Source organism: Pseudomonas benzenivorans (assembly GCF_024397895.1).
GTDB classification, from domain to species: Bacteria; Pseudomonadota; Gammaproteobacteria; order Pseudomonadales; family Pseudomonadaceae; genus Aquipseudomonas; species Aquipseudomonas benzenivorans_A.
Genome location: NZ_CP073346.1, coordinates 4,541,704 through 4,561,325 on the forward strand (window position 1 = coordinate 4,541,704; position 19,622 = coordinate 4,561,325).

Annotated in this window: 16 protein-coding genes; 13 read left to right on the forward strand and 3 right to left on the reverse strand. The window is 65.5% G+C overall.

The annotated features are described in order from the left end of the window. Positions 1–24: 24 nt before the first annotated feature. From prpC to prpD, 4 genes are all read left to right on the forward strand, one after another. Positions 25–1,188: a bifunctional 2-methylcitrate synthase/citrate synthase gene (gene prpC, locus KDW96_RS21110; protein ID WP_255838169.1), complete on the forward strand. Its 1,164-nt coding sequence runs from the start codon at positions 25–27 to the stop codon at positions 1,186–1,188. Further along, positions 1,188–3,800, forward strand: a complete 2,613-nt coding sequence (gene acnD / locus KDW96_RS21115) for a Fe/S-dependent 2-methylisocitrate dehydratase AcnD (RefSeq protein WP_255838170.1) — start codon at positions 1,188–1,190, stop codon at positions 3,798–3,800. Before prpC ends, acnD begins: the two co-directional genes overlap by 1 nt. Positions 3,801–3,853: 53 nt before the next feature. Further along, positions 3,854–5,041, forward strand: a complete 1,188-nt coding sequence (gene prpF / locus KDW96_RS21120) for a 2-methylaconitate cis-trans isomerase PrpF (RefSeq protein WP_255838171.1) — start codon at positions 3,854–3,856, stop codon at positions 5,039–5,041. A 103-nt stretch (positions 5,042–5,144) separates the two neighbouring features. After that, positions 5,145–6,629, forward strand: a complete 1,485-nt coding sequence (prpD, locus tag KDW96_RS21125) for a 2-methylcitrate dehydratase (RefSeq protein WP_255838172.1) — start codon at positions 5,145–5,147, stop codon at positions 6,627–6,629. Positions 6,630–6,688: 59 nt separating this feature from the next. Here prpD and ppsR read toward each other — a convergent pair whose 3' ends face one another. Further along, entirely contained in the window at positions 6,689–7,507 is an 819-nt protein-coding gene (ppsR, locus tag KDW96_RS21130) for a posphoenolpyruvate synthetase regulatory kinase/phosphorylase PpsR (RefSeq protein WP_255838173.1), read from the reverse strand. Between the two features lie 178 nt (positions 7,508–7,685). Here ppsR and ppsA point away from each other — a divergent pair, with 178 nt between their 5' ends. The 9 genes from ppsA to KDW96_RS21175 all read left to right on the forward strand — a co-directional run bounded on the left by ppsA (position 7,686) and on the right by KDW96_RS21175 (position 15,943). Further along, entirely contained in the window at positions 7,686–10,058 is a 2,373-nt protein-coding gene (ppsA, locus tag KDW96_RS21135; protein ID WP_255838174.1) for a phosphoenolpyruvate synthase, read from the forward strand. A gap of 62 nt (positions 10,059–10,120) precedes the next feature. Continuing rightward, the gene (locus tag KDW96_RS21140) at positions 10,121–11,140 is read left to right on the forward strand and encodes an alpha/beta fold hydrolase (RefSeq protein ID WP_255838175.1); all 1,020 of its coding nucleotides are present in this window, start codon (positions 10,121–10,123) and stop codon (positions 11,138–11,140) included. Positions 11,141–11,192: 52 nt separating this feature from the next. Beyond that, entirely contained in the window at positions 11,193–11,492 is a 300-nt protein-coding gene (locus tag KDW96_RS21145) for a Rieske (2Fe-2S) protein (protein WP_255838176.1), read from the forward strand. A gap of 34 nt (positions 11,493–11,526) precedes the next feature. After that, the gene (gene rraA / locus KDW96_RS21150) at positions 11,527–12,015 is read left to right on the forward strand and encodes a ribonuclease E activity regulator RraA (protein WP_255838177.1); all 489 of its coding nucleotides are present in this window, start codon (positions 11,527–11,529) and stop codon (positions 12,013–12,015) included. A gap of 31 nt (positions 12,016–12,046) precedes the next feature. After that, entirely contained in the window at positions 12,047–13,042 is a 996-nt protein-coding gene (gene cmaX / locus KDW96_RS21155; RefSeq protein WP_255838178.1) for a divalent cation transporter CmaX, read from the forward strand. 54 nt (positions 13,043–13,096) lie between these two features. Further along, the gene (locus KDW96_RS21160) at positions 13,097–13,342 is read left to right on the forward strand and encodes a CrfX protein (protein ID WP_255838179.1); all 246 of its coding nucleotides are present in this window, start codon (positions 13,097–13,099) and stop codon (positions 13,340–13,342) included. 1 nt (position 13,343) lies between these two features. Next, entirely contained in the window at positions 13,344–14,168 is an 825-nt protein-coding gene (locus KDW96_RS21165; protein ID WP_255838180.1) for a mechanosensitive ion channel family protein, read from the forward strand. A 92-nt stretch (positions 14,169–14,260) separates the two neighbouring features. Further along, a complete protein-coding gene (sigX, locus tag KDW96_RS21170; protein WP_255838181.1) occupies positions 14,261–14,851 on the forward strand; it encodes an RNA polymerase sigma factor SigX in 591 nt (196 codons plus the stop codon). A 111-nt stretch (positions 14,852–14,962) separates the two neighbouring features. Beyond that, on the forward strand, positions 14,963–15,943 hold the full coding sequence (locus KDW96_RS21175) for an OmpA family protein (RefSeq protein WP_255838182.1): 981 nt from the start codon (positions 14,963–14,965) through the stop codon (positions 15,941–15,943). Positions 15,944–16,030: 87 nt separating this feature from the next. Here KDW96_RS21175 and cobA read toward each other — a convergent pair whose 3' ends face one another. Together cobA and KDW96_RS21185 are read right to left on the reverse strand one after the other, a co-directional pair. Next, positions 16,031–16,768, reverse strand: coding sequence for a uroporphyrinogen-III C-methyltransferase (gene cobA / locus KDW96_RS21180; RefSeq protein WP_255838183.1), 738 nt, complete (start codon positions 16,766–16,768; stop codon positions 16,031–16,033). A 72-nt stretch (positions 16,769–16,840) separates the two neighbouring features. After that, positions 16,841–19,558 (reverse strand): nitrate reductase, encoded by a 2,718-nt coding sequence (locus tag KDW96_RS21185; protein ID WP_255838184.1) that lies wholly within the window; start codon positions 19,556–19,558, stop codon positions 16,841–16,843. Positions 19,559–19,622: the final 64 nt, after the last annotated feature.

Sequence of the window (19,622 nt, forward strand, 5' to 3'; positions counted from 1 at the left end):
GGACTAGATCAGGAGACAGTATCGATGAGCACGACCACAGGCACCCCCGCTCCGGGCTTCAAGCCGAAGAAATCCGTGGCCCTCTCCGGCACCGCCGCCGGCAACACCGCGCTGTGCACCGTCGGGCGCAGCGGCAACGACCTGCACTACCGCGGTTATGACATTCTCGACGTGGCGACCACGTGCGAGTTCGAGGAGATCGCCCACCTGCTGGTGCACGGCAAGCTGCCCAACGTCGCCGAGCTGGCCGCCTACAAGGCCAAGCTCAAGGCCCTGCGCGGCCTGCCAGCAGCGCTCAGGACGGCCCTGGAGCAGCTGCCGCCGTCCGCCCACCCGATGGATGTGATGCGCACCGGTGTTTCCGTCCTGGGTTGCCTGTCGCCGGAGAAGGAAGACCACAACCATCCCGGTGCCCGCGACATCGCCGACAAGCTGATGGCCTCCCTGGGGTCCATGCTGCTGTACTGGTACCACTTCAGCCACAACGGCAAGCGCGTCGAGGTGGAATCCGACGAGGACTCCATCGGCGGCCACTTCCTCCACCTGTTGCATGGTGAGAAGCCGCGGGACAGCTGGGTGCGCGCCATGCACACCAGCCTGATCCTCTACGCCGAGCACGAATTCAACGCCTCCACCTTCGCCTCGCGGGTGGTCGCCGGCACAGGCTCCGACATGTTCTCGGCCATCGCCGCGGGTATCGGTGCGCTGCGCGGACCCAAGCACGGCGGCGCCAACGAGGTGGCCTTCGAGATCCAGAAGCGTTACGACAACCCTGACGAGGCCGAGGCCGACATCCGTGCCCGGGTCGAGAAGAAGGAAGTGGTGATCGGCTTCGGCCATCCGGTCTACACGGTCGCCGATCCGCGCAACAAGGTGATCAAGGAAGTGGCCCGGGAACTGTCGGAGGAGCAGGGCAACGCCAAGATGTTCGACATCGCCGAGCGCCTGGAGAGCGTGATGTGGGAGATCAAGAAGATGTTCCCCAACCTCGACTGGTTCAGCGCGGTCAGCTACCACATGATGGGCGTGCCCACCGCCATGTTCACCCCGCTGTTCGTCATCGCCCGCACCGCCGGTTGGTCCAGTCATGTGATCGAGCAGCGCATCGACGGCAAGATCATTCGCCCGAGCGCCAACTACGTCGGCCCCGAAGACCTCAAGTTCGTGCCGCTCAAGGATCGCCAGTGATGAACGCCCAATACCGCAAACACCTGGCCGGTACTTCGCTGGACTATTTCGATACCCGCGAGGCGATCGACGCCATCGCGCCTGGCGCCTACGCCAAGCTGCCGTATACCTCCCGCGTGCTGGCCGAGCAGTTGGTGCGGCGCTGCGATCCGGCCACGCTGACCGACTCGCTCAAGCAGCTGATCGAGCGCAAGCGCGACCTGGACTTTCCCTGGTACCCGGCCCGGGTGGTCTGCCACGATATCCTCGGCCAGACCGCACTGGTCGACCTGGCCGGTTTGCGTGACGCCATTGCCGAGCAGGGCGGGGACCCGTCCAAGGTCAACCCGGTGGTGCCGACCCAGCTGATCGTCGACCACTCCCTGGCCGTCGAGCACGCTGGTTTCGATCCGGAGGCCTTCGAGAAGAACCGGGCGATCGAAGACCGGCGCAACGAGGATCGCTTCCACTTCATCGAGTGGACCAAGACCGCGTTCAAGAACGTCGATGTGATTCCGGCCGGCAACGGCATCATGCACCAGATCAACCTGGAGAAGATGAGTCCGGTGATCCAGGCGCGCGGCGGCGTGGCCTTTCCGGACACCTGTGTCGGCACCGACAGCCACACACCCCACGTCGATGCCTTGGGCGTGATCGCCGTCGGCGTTGGCGGCCTGGAAGCGGAAACCGTGATGCTTGGCCGTGCCTCGATGATGCGCCTGCCCGACATCGTCGGCGTCCAGCTGACCGGCAAGCGCCAGCCGGGCATCACCGCCACCGACATCGTCCTGGCCTTGACCGAGTTCCTGCGCAAGGAGCGCGTGGTGGGCGCCTGGGTCGAGTTCTTCGGTGAGGGAGCGGACAGCCTGTCCATCGGCGACCGCGCGACCATTTCCAACATGTGCCCGGAGTACGGCGCCACGGCGGCGATGTTCTACATCGACCAGCAAACCCTCGACTACCTCAAGCTCACCGGGCGCGAGCCGGAGCAGGTGGCGCTGGTCGAGCACTACGCCAAGACCACAGGCCTGTGGGCCGATGCGCTGGTCACTGCCGAATACGAACGGGTGCTGAGCTTCGACCTGTCGACCGTGGTGCGCAACATGGCCGGCCCGTCCAACCCGCACAAGCGTCTGCCGACCTCGGCGCTGCATGAGCGCGGCATTGCCGACGACGCCAAGCTGGCGGCCGCCAGGGCCGAGGAGGCCGAAGGCCTGCTGCCCGATGGTGCGGTGATCATTGCCGCCATCACCAGCTGCACCAACACCTCCAACCCGCGCAACGTGGTGGCGGCCGGTTTGTTGGCGAAGAAGGCCAATGCCCTGGGCCTGCTGCGCAAACCCTGGGTCAAGACCTCCTTCGCGCCTGGCTCCAAGGTCGCCAAGCTGTATCTGGAGGAGGCGGGCCTGCTGAGCGAGCTGGAGCGGCTCGGCTTCGGCATCGTCGCCTACGCCTGCACCACCTGTAACGGCATGTCTGGCGCGCTGGATCCGGCGATCCAGCAGGAAATCATCGACCGCGACCTGTATGCCACGGCGGTACTCTCCGGTAACCGCAACTTCGACGGTCGTATCCATCCCTACGCCAAACAGGCGTTCCTGGCTTCGCCGCCGCTGGTGGTGGCCTACGCCATCGCCGGCACCGTGCGCTTCGATATCGAGCAGGACGTGCTGGGTCATGATCAGCACGGCAACCCGGTGACCCTCAAGGAACTGTGGCCGAGCGACGAGGAAATCGACGCCATCGTCGCCTCCAGCGTCAAGCCGGAACAGTTCCGCCAGGTCTACATCCCGATGTTCGACCTGGGCACTGTGCAGGAAGCCGAGAGCCCGCTCTACGACTGGCGTCCGATGTCCACCTACATCCGCCGCCCGCCGTACTGGGAAGGCGCGCTGGCCGGCGAACGCACGCTCAAGGGCATGCGCCCGCTGGCGGTGCTGCCGGATAACATCACCACCGATCACCTGTCGCCGTCCAACGCCATCCTGCTGGACTCGGCGGCGGGGGAGTACCTGCACAAGATGGGCCTGCCGGAGGAGGACTTCAATTCCTACGCCACCCACCGCGGCGACCACCTGACCGCCCAGCGCGCCACCTTCGCCAACCCGCAACTGGTCAATGAAATGGCCGTGGTCGACGGCCAGGTGAAGAAGGGCTCCCTGGCGCGCGTGGAGCCGGAAGGCCAGGTCATGCGCATGTGGGAAGCCATCGAGACCTACATGCAGCGCAAGCAGAACCTGATCATCGTCGCCGGGGCCGACTACGGCCAGGGCTCTTCCCGCGACTGGGCGGCCAAGGGCGTGCGTCTGGCCGGGGTCGAGGTGATCGCGGCCGAAGGCTTTGAACGCATCCACCGCACCAATCTGATCGGCATGGGCGTACTGCCGTTGGAGTTCAAGCCGGGCACCACCCGTCTGACCCTCGGCATCGATGGCAGCGAGACCTATGACGTGGTCGGTGAGCGCAAGCCGCGTGCGGACCTGACGCTGGTCATCACTCGCCGTAACGGCGAGCGCGTCGAAGTGCCGATGACCTGCCGTCTGGACAGCAACGAGGAGGTGCTGATCTACGAGGCCGGCGGTGTGCTGCAGCGTTTCGCCCAGGACTTCCTCGAGTCGACCGGCAGCGCCTGACCCTTCGGGTTGGACGCCCGCCGAGGGCGTCCAACCTTCTTCGGAGCTTATCCATGAGTCACGTACCCCAGATCAAGATTCCCGCCACCTATATGCGTGGCGGCACCAGCAAGGGTGTGTTCTTCAAACTGGACGACCTGCCCGAGCGCTGCCAGGTGCCGGGGCCGGCACGCGACAAGCTGTTCATGCGGGTGATCGGCAGTCCCGATGCCTATGCCGCGCATATCGACGGCATGGGGGGCGCGACCTCCAGCACCAGCAAGTGCGTGATCCTGTCGAAAAGCAGTCAGCCGGATCACGACGTCGACTACCTCTACGGCCAGGTCTCCATCGACAAGGCCTTCGTCGATTGGAGCGGCAACTGCGGCAACCTGTCGACGGCGGCGGGTGCCTTTGCCATCCATGCCGGGTTGATCGACCCGGCGCGCGTCCCGGAAAGCGGTGTATGCGTGGTGCGTATCTGGCAGGCCAATATCCGCAAGACCATCATCGCCCATGTGCCGGTGACCCAGGGCCAGGTGCAGGAAACCGGCGACTTCGAGCTGGACGGGGTGACCTTCCCGGCTGCCGAGATCGTGCTGGAGTTCCTCGATCCGTCCGACGATGACGAGGAGGGCGGTTCGATGTTCCCCACCGGCAACCTGGTCGATGACCTTGAGGTGCCGGGCGTCGGAACATTCAAGGCCACCATGATCGCCGCCGGCATCCCCACCGTGTTCGTCAATGCCGAGGACATCGGCTACCGGGGCACCGAACTGCGTGAAGCCATCAATGGCGACCCGCAGCAGCTGGCGCGCTTCGAGCAGATCCGCGTGGCCGGCGCGCTGCGCATGGGGCTGATCAAGACGGCGCAAGAGGCGTTGAGCCGCCAGCACACACCGAAGATCGCCTTCGTCGCCCCGCCCGTAAACTACCAGGCTTCCAGCGGCAAGACCGTCCTGGCGAGCGAGGTCGACCTGCTGGTGCGCGCTTTGTCCATGGGCAAGCTGCACCACGCGATGATGGGTACCTGCGCGGTGGCTATCGGCACTGCCGCGGCGATTCCGGGCACCCTGGTCAACCTCGCCGCCGGTGGCGGTGCGCGCAGCGAGGTGCGTTTCGGGCACCCCTCAGGCACCCTGCGGGTGGGTGCCGAGGCCGTACAGGTCAACGGTGACTGGACGGTGACCAAGGCCATCATGAGCCGCAGCGCCCGGGTGCTGATGGAGGGTTGGGTGCGCGTGCCCGCGGATGCCTTCTGAGCTGGTCTAGACTCAAGGAAAGCCCGCGCAAGCGGGCTTTTTCGTTTCTGCGGGCCTGGATGACAGACGCAGGCCCGTGAGCCGTCAGCGAATGGAGCCAGCCATGAGCGTCAACGCCGCACAGAACCAGCGCCCCGATTACGACCAGGTGATAAAGGACGTCGCCGACTATGTGCTGAGCTACCGGGTCGACTCGACGCTCGCGTTGAGCACCGCGCGCCACTGCCTGATGGACAGCCTCGGCTGCGCCCTGCTGGCCTTGCGCTTTCCCGAGTGCACCAAACACCTCGGGCCCCTGGTCGAAGGCACCCAGGTGCCTCACGGGGCGCGGGTGCCGGGCACCCGTTTCGTGCTCGATCCGGTCAAGGCGGCCTGGGATATCGGCTGCACGGTACGCTGGCTGGACTACAACGACACCTGGCTGGCGGCCGAGTGGGGTCACCCCTCCGACAACCTCGGCGCCATCCTGGCGGTGGCCGACCACCTGTCGCAGCGGCGCCAGTCCCGGGGCGAGGCGCCCCTGACCATGGGTGCGGTGCTCGAGGCCATGGTCAAGGCCCACGAGATCCAGGGAGTGTTCGCCCTGGAGAATGCCTTCAACCGGGTTGGCCTGGACCACGTGCTGCTGGTCAAGCTGGCGTCCACTGCGGTCGCCGCCAAGCTGATGGGCGCCAGCCGCGAGCAGCTGTTGTCGGCCGTTTCCCATGCCCTGGTCGATGGCCAGGCCCTGCGCACCTACCGCCACGCGCCCAATGCCGGCTCGCGCAAGTCCTGGGCGGCCGGCGATGCCAGCAGTCGCGGGGTGCGCCTGGCCGATATCGCCCTGCGCGGCGAAATGGGTATACCCGGAGTACTCAGCGCGCCGCAGTGGGGCTTCTACGACGTGCTGTTCAGCCACACCAGCCGGGACCTGGCGACCAAGCCGGCGCAGCAGCGCCGTTTCAGCTTCTCCCAGGGGTTCGCCTGCTACGTGATGGAGAACGTGCTGTTCAAGATCAGCTTCCCCGCCGAGTTCCATGCGCAGACCGCCTGCGAGGCCGCGGTGCTGCTGCATCCGCAGGTCAGGAATCGCTTGGGCGAGGTCGCCAGGATCGTCATCAACACCCATGAATCGGCGCTGCGCATCATCGCTAAGGTCGGTCCGCTGGCCAACCCGGCCGACCGCGATCACTGCCTGCAGTACATGACGGCGGTGCCGTTGATCTTCGGCACGCTGGTGGCCGAGCACTACGAGGATGGCTTCCATGCCGCCCATCCGCTGATCGACGAGCTGCGCGACAAGATGGAGGTGGTCGAGGACCCGCGCTACAGCCGCGAATACCTGGAGGCCGACAAGCGCGCCATCGCCAATGCCGTGCAGGTGTTCTTCACCGACGGCAGCTGCACCGAGAAGGTGGAGGTGGAGTACCCCATCGGCCATCGCCGCCGCCGCGCCGAGGGCATTTCGCTGCTGGAGGACAAGTTCAGGGCCAGCCTGGCGACCCGCTTCCCGGCCCAGCGCTGCGCCGAGATAGTCGCCCTGTGCCAGGACCAGGCGCGCCTCGAGGCCACGCCGGTGCAGCGTTTCATGGACCTGTGGGTGATCTGACTCGCGCGCCAACGAAAAAGCCGGAGCGCGGGCTCCGGCTTTTCGTGTAACGGCGACCCTTACTTGAGGCGGCGCTCGACGCCTTTTTCCACGAGGATCTTCGCCGAAATCTCCTCCACCGAGAAATGGGTGGAGTTGATGAAGGCGATGTTCTCGCGGCGGAACAGGTTCTCCACCTCGCGCACCTCGAATTCGCACTGGGCGAAGCTGGCGTAGCGGCTGTTGGGCTTGCGCTCGTTGCGGATGGCGGTGAGGCGGTCGGGGTCGATGGTCAGGCCGAACAGCTTGTCCTTGTGCTTCTTTAGCGCCGCGGGCAGCTGCAGGCGTTCCATGTCGTCTTCGGTCAGCGGGTAGTTGGCGGCGCGGATGCCGTACTGCATGGCCATGTACAGGCAGGTCGGGGTCTTGCCGCAGCGCGACACGCCGACCAGGATCAGGTCGGCCTTGTCGTAGTAATGGGTGCGTGCGCCGTCGTCGTTGTCCAGGGCGAAGTTGACCGCCTCGATGCGCTCCATGTAGTTGGAGTTGTGGCCGATGGAGTGGGACTTGCCCACCGAATAGGAGGAGTGCGAGCACAGCTCCTGTTCCAGCGGGGCGAGAAAGGTCGAGAAGATGTCGATCATGAAGCCCTCGGACTGGGCCAGCACGTCGCGAATCTCCTGGTTGACGATGGTGTCGAAGATGATCGGTCGCACCCCGTCTTTCTCGGCAGCGCTATTGATCTGTAGTACCATGGCGCGCGCTTTTTCCACGCTGTCGATATACGGGCGCGTGAGCTTGGTGAAGCTGGTGGTATCGAACTGCGCCAACAGACTCTGACCCAGGGTTTCGGCGGTGATGCCGGTACCATCGGAGATGAAAAAAGCGGTTCGTTTCATTTGCGCCATGGGCCTTAAGCTGAGGACGAATCTTGGCTATCATAGGCCCGCTTTTGCCGGCCCGAAGTGGTCGGCATTGTTACTTATTTTCCAGGGCCAGGCCACAATCGCGCGGATTCGCTCCGCCGAACTTTCCCAGCCCCTTGAGCTTTTCCAACACCTAAGTGGAGAGATCACCTTGGTAGAGTACGTAGTTTCCCTCGATAAGCTCGGCGTCCACGATGTTGAGCATGTAGGGGGCAAGAACGCCTCCCTGGGCGAGATGATCAGCAACCTCGCTGGTGCTGGCGTGTCGGTTCCCGGTGGCTTCGCCACTACCGCCCAGGCCTACCGTGACTTCCTCGAAGAAAGCGGGCTGAATGCGCAGATCCATGCCGCACTCGATGCGCTGGATGTCGACGATGTCAACGCCCTGGCCAAGACCGGCGCGCAGATTCGCCAGTGGGTGATGGATGCGCCGTTCCCCGTCGAGCTGGACAAGCAGATTCGCCAGGCCTTCGCCACCATGGCCGATGGCAACGACAACATGGCCGTTGCGGTGCGTTCCTCGGCCACCGCCGAAGACCTGCCGGACGCCTCCTTCGCCGGCCAGCAGGAAACCTTCCTGAATATCCGCGGCGTGGACAACGTGATCCGCGCGGCCAAAGAGGTGTTCGCCTCGCTGTTCAACGACCGTGCCATCGCCTACCGCGTGCACCAGGGCTTCGACCACAAGCTGGTCGCCCTGTCCGCCGGCGTGCAGCGCATGGTCCGCTCGGAAACCGGCACCGCCGGCGTGATGTTCACCCTCGACACCGAATCGGGCTTCCGCGATGTGGTGTTCATCACCGGCGCCTACGGTCTCGGTGAAACCGTGGTGCAGGGGGCGGTGAACCCCGACGAATTCTACGTCCACAAGCAGACCCTGGAAGCCGGCCGCCCGGCCATCCTGCGCCGGAATCTGGGCAGCAAGGCGATCAAGATGATCTACGGCGACGAAGCCAAGGCCGGCAAGTCGGTCAAGGTGGTCGACGTCGACCGCGCCGAGCGCGCGCGCTTCTGCCTGTCCGACGCCGAGGTCAACGAACTGGCCAAGCAGGCCATGATCATCGAGAAGCACTACGGCCGGCCGATGGACATCGAATGGGCCAAAGACGGCGACGACGGCAAGCTGTACATCGTCCAGGCCCGCCCCGAGACCGTGAAGAGCCGCTCCAGCGTCAACGTGATGGAGCGCTACCTGCTCAAGGAAACCGGCACCGTGCTGGTGGAAGGTCGTGCCATCGGCCAGAAGATCGGTGCCGGCCGCGTGCGCGTCATCCAGGACGTTTCCGAAATGGACAAAGTGCAGCCGGGCGACGTACTGGTCTCCGACATGACCGACCCGGACTGGGAGCCGGTGATGAAGCGCGCCAGCGCCATCGTCACCAACCGTGGCGGCCGTACCTGCCACGCGGCGATCATCGCCCGCGAGCTGGGTATCCCGGCCGTGGTCGGCTGCGGCAACGCGACCCAGGTGTTGAAGGACGGCATGGGTGTGACCGTGTCCTGCGCCGAGGGTGACACCGGCTTCATCTTCGAGGGCGAGCTGGGCTTCGATATCCGCAAGAACTCGGTCGATGCCATGCCCGAGCTGCCGTTCAAGATCATGATGAACGTCGGTAACCCGGACCGTGCCTTCGATTTCGCCCAGCTGCCCAACGAGGGCGTTGGCCTGGCGCGCCTGGAGTTCATCATCAACCGCATGATCGGCGTGCACCCCAAGGCGCTGTTGAACTTCGCCGGCCTGCCGGCGGAGATCAAGGACAGCGTGGAGAAGCGCATCGCCGGTTACGACGATCCGGTCGGCTTCTACGTCGAGAAGCTGGTGGAAGGCATCAGTACCCTGGCCGCGGCCTTCTGGCCGAAGAAGGTCATCGTGCGCCTGTCGGACTTCAAGTCCAACGAGTACGCCAACCTGATCGGCGGCAAGCTCTACGAGCCGGAAGAAGAGAACCCGATGCTCGGCTTCCGTGGCGCCTCGCGCTACATCAGCGAGTCGTTCCGCGACTGCTTCGAGCTGGAGTGCCGGGCGCTGAAGAAGGTGCGCAACGAGATGGGCCTGACCAACGTCGAGATCATGGTGCCGTTCGTGCGCACCCTCGGCGAAGCCAGCCAGGTGGTCGAGCTGCTGGCCAGCAACGGCCTGGCCCGTGGTCAGGATGGCCTGAAGGTCATCATGATGTGCGAGCTGCCGTCCAACGCCATCCTCGCCGAGGAGTTCCTCGAGTACTTCGACGGCTTCTCCATCGGCTCCAACGACCTGACCCAGCTGACCCTGGGCCTGGACCGCGACTCGGGCATCGTCGCCCACCTGTTCGATGAGCGTAACCCGGCGGTGAAGAAGCTGCTGGCCAACGCCATTGCCGCCTGCAACAAGGCCGGCAAGTACATCGGCATCTGTGGCCAGGGCCCGTCGGATCACCCGGATCTGGCCAAGTGGCTGATGGAACAGGGCATCGAGAGCGTCTCGCTGAACCCTGACTCGGTACTGGATACCTGGTTCTTCCTGGCCGAAGGCCAGCCAGCCTGATCTGCCGTTAACCACCTTGATCAAGGGCGGGTTATCCCGCCCTTTTTTGTGCCAGAGCGAAGATGCAGAGCAGCAGTCAGCTTTTTCCCGTCGCCTTGATCAGCGCCGAAATTCGTGGCGACCTGAGCGAGGATGTCTATCGGCTCAAGCCCGGCAACAGCCCCGATGCCAGCGTCGAACTGGCGTTGACCCGTCTCGGCCGTTTCGGTCGTGAAGGCGAGCGCGGCGTGCCGGTGGTGCTGCTGCCGGGCAGCTTTTCCAATCGGCGCTTCTGGTACTCGCCCAAGGGTGTCGGGCTCGGCCCCTACCTGGCGCGTGCCGGCTTCGACGTGTGGATCGCGGAGATGCGCGGCCATGGGCTGTCGCCGCGCAACCGCAACTATTCGCGCAACCGGGTCAGCGACTACGTGCGCTTTGACCTGCCGGCGATTGCCGACTTCATCCATGAGCAGAACCCGCAGGTGGCGCACTGGCTCGGTCACTCCCTGGGTGGCATCACCCTGGCCGGCGCCTTGGGCGGACGCTATCTGGACGAGGCGCGGGTGGCCTCGGTGTCGCTGTTCGGCAGTCAGATCAGTCGCATCTACTGGCCGCTGAAGCTGCCCCCGGTGGAGTGGGGTGGGCGCCTGTTGCTGGGGCGTTTCTCGGTGCTGTCCGGGTCGCGGCTTCGGCGCGGGCCCGAGGACGAGCCAATCGGCCTGGCCCTGGAAAGTCTGCGCTGGCATGGCCTGTTCGGCCGTTTCGGCGACGCCGAACGGGACTGGTGGGCGGGACTGCGCGAGGTGCGGGTGCCGCTGTTGGCAGTGGCGGCGGCGGGCGACAGGCAGGATCCGGCCTGGGCCTGCCGCAAGCTGCTCGAGCAGTGCGGCAGCGAGGTGCGCGAGTTCCTCTGCCTGGGCAGGGAACATGGCTTCTCCAGCGATTTCGACCATGTGCAGATGCTGGTCAGCAAAGTGGCGCAGACGGAGGTCTGGCCGCTGGTGGAGCATTGGCTGGGGCACCGCTCGTTGCGCGGGACCGGGGTGCAAAGCGTTGTCCTAGAGCGCCGCGCGGACATACCCACGGAGCCGTCATCCGGTTAACATGTGACGCCAGATTGTTCTCTGGTCATTTCCTGCTGCCGGGAGAGGTTCGATGTTCGTTGCCCTGGAGCGCCTGCTGAACCTCGAAGAGGGCTATCGCCGCACCTTCCGGGTGCAGGGGCGGGACCTGCTGCTACTGGTTGTCGAGGGCCATAGCGTGCTGCTGGAGGACAGTTGTCCCCATCGCGGTGCGTCGCTGCAGACGGCTAGCCTGGAAGGCCGACGGTTGCGCTGTGCGCGTCATGGCATCGAGTTCGACCTGCCCAGCGGGCGTCCGCTCAATGCGGCCTGTGGCAATCTGGTGGTATTGCCGTTGAGCTATGACGGCGACCGTGTCGGCATCGACCTGTGAAGCCTGACGTCCAATTGATAAAAGGAGCTTAGCCATGCACTACATCACCCCCGATCTGTGTGACGCCTACCCCGAGCTGGTGCAGGTGGTCGAGCCGATGTTCAGCAACTTCGGCGGCCGCGATTCCTTCGGCGGCGAGATCGTCACGGTCAAGTGTTTCGAGGACAACTCGCGGGTCAAGGAGCTGGTCGAGCAGCCCGGCAAGGGCAAGGTGATGGTGGTCGATGGCGGTGCCTCGATGCGCTGCGCCCTGCTCGGCGACATGCTCGCCGAAAAGGCGGCGAAGAATGGCTGGGAAGGCATCCTGGTCTACGGCTGTGTGCGTGACGTCGATGTGCTGGCGCAGACCGAGATCGGTATCCAGGCGCTGGCCAGCCACCCGATGAAGAGCAACAAGCGCGGTGTCGGCGAATTCGACCTGGCGCTGACCTTCGGCGGCGTGACCTTCCGCCCCGGCGAGTACCTGTATGCCGACAACAACGGCGTCATCGTTTCGCCCAGCGCGCTGAAGATGCCCGAGTGAGGCGTGTGGCCCGCTAGTCTGGAGTTTCAGGATGCCGATGGAAGACAACGCCCATTGGGGCCTGGTGCACGCCCTGGTGCTCGATGGCCGGGGCGGGGCGCGGGCGGTGCCCCATGAGCGACTGGCCGACCTTGAACTGGGCGAGGGCGAGAGCCTGTGGCTGCATTGGGATCGCAGCCACCCGCAGACCCAGGCCTGGCTGCGCCGCGATAGCGGCTTGAGCGAGTTCGCCTGCGACCTGCTGCTGGAGGAGAACACCCGTCCGCGCCTGCTGACGCTGCCCAACCAGGAGCTGCTGCTGTTCCTGCGCGGAATCAACCTCAATCCGGGGGCGGAGCCCGAGGACATGGTCTCGGTGCGCATCTTCGCCGCCGCCCGCCGGGTCATTTCCCTGCGCCTGCGGCCGCTGCGCGCCAGCGAAGACCTGATTCGCGACCTGCAGGCGGGCAAGGGGCCGAGGACCTCCTCCGAGCTGGTCCTCAGCATGGCCGACTACCTGACCGCCAAGGTCGACGCTCTGGTCACCGAACTGGCCGAGCAGGTCGACGAGCAGGAGGAGCAGATCGATGCCGACGAGCGGCTGCTGCCGAATCACGACCTGCTGCTGCAGATGCGCCGTCGCGCCGCCGGGTTGCGGCGTTTCCTCGCGCCGCAGCGGGAGATCTTCGCCCAGCTGACGCGCAATCAGCAGCCCTGGTTCGTGGCGGACGACACCGACTACTGGAACGAGCTGAACAACCGCCTGACCCGCTACCTGGAAGAGCTGGAGCTCAGTCGCGAGCGGGTCAGCCTGGTGCTGGATGCGGAAAATCGGCGCATGGACGAGCGGATGAACCGCATCATGTACCGCTTCAGCATCATCACCATGGTGTTCCTGCCCATGAGTTTCCTGACCGGCCTGCTGGGCATTAACGTCGGCGGCATGCCGGGGGCCGAAAGCCCGCTGGGCTTCGTCATCGCCTGCCTGATCATGACGGCCATCGGCCTCGCTCAATGGTGGCTGTTCCGCCGCTGGCGCTGGCTCTGATGTGACCCGGTGTCAGCTGATCTCGTCTAGCCGAGACGTCCTGTGAGGTGCTTCATGCACGATCCATTCGAAGAATCCCTGCGCGATCTGCTCAAGTCATCGGCCTCCGAACACGATGACGATGCCTGCCTGCATCGCGTGCTGAAGACCGCCAACCGCCAGGTCGGCGCGGGCGATCTGTTCAGCCTGATGGGCCACTGGCTCGGCGCCCTGATGATCGCTTTGAATAACGGTTCGGCGCACGTCGCGCCGGTCTCCCGTCGTCGTTCTTCTACTCGTTCTACTGATAAGGCTGACTGAAATGGAACTCGATCCCTGGACCCAAAGCCTGATTGCCGCGATGACTGCACTCTGGACCAAGGTCGCTGGCTTTATTCCGAATCTGTTCGTGGCATTGATTCTGGTGCTGCTCGGCTTCGTCGTGGCCAAGCTGCTCGACACCCTGCTGTCCAAGCTGCTCGGTAAGCTCGGCCTGGATCGCCTGATGGCCGGTACCGGCCTGACCAAGCTGCTCAGCCGCGGCGGCATCCAGGTGCCGGTGTCGACCCTGATCGGCAAGATCGTCTACTGGTTCGTGCTACTGATCTTCCTCGTCTCGGCCGCCGAATCCCTCGGCCTCGAGCGGGTATCGGCGACCCTGGACGTGCTGGCGCTGTACCTGCCGAAGGTGTTCGGCGCGGCCCTGGTGCTGGTCGCCGGCGTGCTCCTGGCCCACCTGGTCAGCGGGCTGGTACGCGGCGCGGCAGAGGGGGTCGGTCTGGACTATGCCCATGGCCTGGGGCGCATCGCCCAGGGCCTGGTGATCATCATCAGCATCTCGGTGGCCATCGGGCAGCTGGAGGTCAAGACCGACCTGCTCAACAACGTCATCGCCATCGTGCTGATCTCGGTCGGCCTGGCCGTGGCACTGGCCCTGGGGTTGGGCAGTCGCGAGATCGCCGGGCAGATACTCGCCGGCATCTACGTGCGAGAGTTGTATCAGGTCGGGCAACAAGTGCAGGTTGGTGAGGTCGAAGGGCAGATCGAGGAAATTGGCACGGTCAAGACTATCCTGCTAACCGACGCGGGGGATCTGGTCTCGGTGGCCAATCGCACCTTGCTCGAGCAACGGGTAAGCAGCCGCTAACGCGCCAATCCCTGCTAATGTATGCCGCCAAACCCGCCGCCTGATTCATCAGGCGTTGGCGGCTTGTGTCCCGACTGTCGGCCCGACCCGTTTTGAATAAAGCCCAACCGTTGCCCATGCGATACGACCCCCGCGAGCTCTCTGACGAGGAGCTGGTAGCGCGGGCGCATGGCGAGTTGTTTCACGTCACCCGTGCCTATGAAGAGTTGATGCGACGGTACCAGCGCACCCTGTTCAACGTGTGCGCACGTTATCTGGGGAACGATCGCGATGCCGACGATGTCTGCCAGGAGGTCATGCTCAAGGTCCTCTACGGTCTGAAGAACTTCGAGGGCAAGTCCAAGTTCAAGACCTGGCTGTACAGCATCACCTACAACGAGTGCATCACCCAGTACCGCAAGGAGCGGCGCAAGCGCCGCCTGATGGATGCGCTGAGTCTGGATCCTCTGGAGGAGGCGTCGGAAGAGAAGACGCCGAAAATGGAGGATCGCGGGGGCTTGGATCGCTGGCTGGTGCATGTGAACCCGATTGACCGGGAAATCCTGGTGCTACGTTTTGTCGCAGAGCTGGAGTTCCAGGAAATCGCGGACATCATGCACATGGGCCTGAGCGCCACGAAAATGCGCTACAAGCGCGCGCTAGACCGCTTGCGTGAGAAGTTTGCGCTCGACACCGAAAGTTAGTTCGGGGCATTCAATATATCTGGCGCGACCTGCGGTTCTGGTAAACTCGCCGCCGTTTTGCCTGTCTATCTGCACGCAATTCAATCAATCACCATTAGTGGGGCTTTACGGATGAAACTGAAAAACACCTTGGGCGTAGTCATTGGCTCTCTTGTTGCCGCCTCCTCCATGGGCGCGCTGGCTCAAGGCCAAGGCGCAGTCGAGGTGGAAGCTTTCGGCAAGCGTTACATGACCGACAGCTCTCGCGACCTGTCCAACGGCAATCTGTTCGGTGGTTCCGTTGGTTACTACCTGACCGATGACGTCGAACTGGGCCTGTCGTATGGCGAATACCACGATATTCGTTCGGAAAACGGCACCGGTAACAAGAACATCAAAGGCAACATGGCTGGCCTGGACGCCACCTACCACTTCGGTGAGCAGGGCGTCGGTCTGCGTCCCTACGTATCGGCGGGTTTCGCCCACCAGAACATCAGCAACGTGCCGGCGCGCACCGGTCGTGACCATTCGACCTTCGCCAACGTGGGCACCGGTGTGAAGTACTTCATCACCGAGAACCTGTTCGCCCGCGCCGGTGTGGATGGCATGTACAACATCGACGCCAACGAAGCCGAGTGGGCTGCTGGCGTGGGTGTGGGCATGAACTTCGGCGGCAGCAGCAAGCCGGCACCGGCACCGGCTCCTGTGGCCATGGTCGAGCCGACTCCTGAGCCGGTTCAGGCCGAGGAGCCGATGGAGATGGTTCGCGTCGAACTGGACGTCAAGTTCGATTTCGACAAGGACCGCGTGAAGGAAGAAAGCTACAGCGACATCAAGAACCTGGCTGACTTCATGAACCAGTACCCGCAGACCCGCACCACCGTTGAAGGCCACACCGACGCCGTCGGCACCGACGCCTACAACCAGAAGCTGTCCGAGCGCCGTGCCAACGCCGTTCGCCAGGTCCTGGTCGATCAGTACGGCGTGTCGGGCGAGCGCGTCAACGCGGTCGGCTACGGCGAAACCCGTCCGGTCGCGGACAACGCCAGCGATGCTGGCCGCGCCATCAACCGCCGCGTGGAAGCCGAAGTGGAAGCGCAGATCAAGCAGTGATCGCGCCTAAGCGTTGAGAAAAACCCGGCCTCGGCCGGGTTTTTCTTTGCCCGGAGAAAAGCCCGGTCGGGACCGGGCGCGAAGTGGTCAGGCACTCACCGCCAACGCCAGCGCCTGCTGGGCGGCCGCGACCTCGCCGATCACCAGGATCGCCGGGCTCTTGAGCTCGAAGGCCATGGCATCGCGCTGCATCGCCGCCAGGGTGCTGCGGCAATCGCGTTGCTGGGGCAGGGAGGCGTTCTCGATCATCGCCACCGGCATGTCGGCGGGCATGCCACCGGCCAGCAGGCTCTCGCGGATCTCCGGCAGCTTGGCCACGCCCATGTAGACCACCAGGGTGGTGCCGCCCTGGGCCAGCGCCGACCAGTTCAGCGTGCTGTCGTCCTGGGTGTGGGCGGTGACCAGGGTCACGCCGCGGGCGACGCCACGCAGGGTCAGGGGGATGCCGCAGTGGGTGGCGCCGGCCAGCCCGGCGGTGATGCCGTTGACCATTTCCACCTCGACGCCGTGGGCCTGCAGCCAATCGAGCTCCTCGCTGCCGCGACCGAAGATGCACGGGTCGCCGCCCTTCAGGCGCACCACGCACTTGCCCTGGCGGGCGTAGCGCAGCATCAGCCGGTGGATGAAGGCCTGGGGCGTGGAGCGGCAGCCGCCGCGCTTGCCCACCGGCACCACCCGGGCGCCTGGGCAGTGCTCCAGCACGGCCGGATTGACCAGGTCGTCGATCATCACCACCTGCGCCTGATTGAGGGCCTTGACCGCCTTGAGGGTCAGCAGTTCCGGGTCGCCGGGGCCGGCGCCTACCAGCCAGACTTTTGCGCTCATGCGGCATTCCTCGCGTAGGGTGCGCTGTGCGCACCGAATAGTGGGGGTTGGTGCGCATGGCGCACCCTACGGTTATGCATTGACGGCAAGCGGTCGGCTGGCCAGCAGACGCTTAATTTCGGGGACGCAGGAGCCGCAGCTGGTGCCGCATTGGAGCTCCTGCTTCAGTCCATTGAGGTCGAGACCGCGTGCGATGCCGGCACAGACCGCGTCCTGGCTGACGTTCAGGCAGTTGCACAGGGTCTTGGCGACGTTCTGCGCGCCAGTGCCGCCGGGCGGGGTGGACAGCGGCGCCAGCAGCCAGCGGCGCAGGTCGGCATCGGCCCGGCCCTCGTGCCACAGGTTGTGCAGCCAGTCGCGGGCGGCGGTTTCGCCGGCCAGGCGGATGGCGGTGATGCGCCCGTCCTCGATGCGCACCCGCTTGCCGACGGTGCGCCGGGGATCGTCGTAGGCCAGCACCGGGCCCTCGACGACGTTGAGCAGCGCATCGATCCGCGCCAGCAGCTCGGCCTGCGGCGCCACCGCACTGGCGGCGCGGATCAGCAGGGCCGGGCGCTCGCGGCCGGTCAGGCTCAGGCTGGCGTAGGCGAAGCCGTCGAACAGCGGGCGCAGGGCACTGAAACGCTGCTGCACGTCACCCTCGACCAGGGCGAACAGCTGCCAGGGCAGTTCGACCTTCTCCACTTCGATGCCGGCGTGTTTGAGTTCCGGTTGCTTGGAAAGCGGGTCGAAGGCCGGCAGGGTCAGCACGTTGGTGCCCAGGCCCTTGAGGAAGCGGTCGCCCCAGTGCATCGGCAGGTAGGCCTGGCCGGAGCGCACCGCCTCGTCGCCCTGCACCGGCAGGATCAGACTGCCGCGCCGGCTGCGCACCTTGACCAGATCGCCGGCCTGCAGGCGGCGCCGGCGCAGCTCGTCCGGGTGCAGGCTGAGCGCGGCTTCGGGGGCGTGGCCGAACAGCCGGGCGGCGGTGCCGGTGCGGCTCATGCCGTGCCACTGGTCGCGCAGGCGGCCGGTATTGAGGGTCAGCGGGAAGCGTGCCTCGCGCTTCTCCTTCGGCGCACGATAGGGGTCGGCGTGAAAGTGCGCGCGACCGCTGGCGGTGGGAAAGCGGCCATCGCCATACAGGCGCGCGGTACCCTGACGGGCGCCGGCCGGGAAGGGCCACTGCTGTGGACCCAGCTGATCGATCAGCGCGTAGGAGAGGCCCGACAAGTCGAGGTCGCGGCCCTGGGTCAGCTGCTTGTACTCCTCGAACAGCGCCTCGGGCCGGTCGAAGGTGAACAGGCTGGGCTGGCCGGGGCGCAGTCGGGCTTCCAGGCGGCGGGCGAAATCCGTAGTGATCGCCCAGTCGGCCCGCGCCTGCCCGGGCGCCGGCACGGCAGGGCGCACATGGCTGAGCCGGCGTTCGGAGTTGGTCACCGTACCGTGCTTCTCGCCCCAGCTGGCGGCCGGCAGCAGCAGGTCGGCATAGCGACAGGTCTCGGTGGTGAAGAAGGCTTCCTGTACCACCACAAAAGGACAAGCGGCGAGGGCCTGGTGCACCTTGTTCTGGTCCGGCAGCGACTGCGCCGGGTTGGTGCAGGCGATCCACAGCGCCTTGATCTTGCCGGAGGCCACCGCGTCGAACAGCTCGATGGCGGTCAGCCCGGTGCTGTCTGGCAGACCGTCGACGCCCCAGTAGCCGGCGACCTCGGCGCGGTGCTCGGGGTTGGCGGCGTCGCGGTGGCCCGGCAGCAGGTTGGACAGGCTGCCGGTTTCGCGCCCGCCCATGGCGTTGGGTTGACCGGTGAGGGAGAAGGGGCCGGCACCGGGTTTGCCGATCTGCCCGGTGGCCAGGTGCAGGTTGATCAGCGCGCTGTTCTTCGCGCTGCCTGCGCTGGACTGGTTCAGACCCATGCACCACAGCGACAGGAACGAAGGCGCCCGGCCGATCAGTTCGGCGCAGGCCTGCAGCTGCTCCAGGGCGATGCCGCAGATGTCGGCGACATTGCCCGGCGTGTAGTCGCGCACCAGCTTCTTCAGGGCCTCGAAGCCCTCGGTGTGGGCCTCGATGAAGTCGCGGTCGATCCAGCCTTCCCAGAGGAGGATGTGCAGGATGCCGTGGAACAGCGCCACGTCGGTGCCCGGCAGGATGGCCAGGTGCAGGTCGGCCAGTTCGCAGGTGTCGGTGCGCCGCGGGTCGATGACGATGACCTTCATCTCCGGGCGCCTGGCCTTGGCTTCTTCCAGGCGGCGGAACAGCACCGGATGGGCATAGGCCATATTGCTGCCGGCGATCAGCACGCAGTCGCTCTGCTCGATGTCCTCGTAATTGCAGGGCGGCGCGTCGGCGCCCAGGCTGCGCTTGTAGCCGACCACCGCACTGGACATGCACAGGCGCGAGTTGGAGTCGAGGTTGTTGGTGCCGACCAGGGCCCGGGCCAGCTTGTTGAAGGCGTAGTAGTCCTCGGTCAGCAGCTGGCCGGAGACGTAGAAGGCCACGCTGTCCGGGCCGTGCTCGCGGATGGTCTCGGCGAACACGCTGGCGGCGTGGTCCAGGGCGCTGTCCCAGTCGGTTTGCGTACGCGCCAGGTCCTTGCCCAGGCGCAGCTCGGGATACAGGCCGCGGGCGTCGAGGTCGCCGGTCAGGTGCAGCGTCGAGCCCTTGCTGCACAGCTTGCCGAAGTTGGCCGGGTGGCTGGGATCGCCCTTGACGCCGAGAATCTTCTCGCCGTCGTGTTCGATCAGCACGCCACAGCCGACGCCGCAGTAGCAGCAGGTCGAGGCGGTGATCTGGTTGGTGCTGGCCATGGTTCGGGGCTCCTACAGGCGTGGGGTGGACGACGCTGTGCGGGTCCACCGGTAGGTGGCGGTG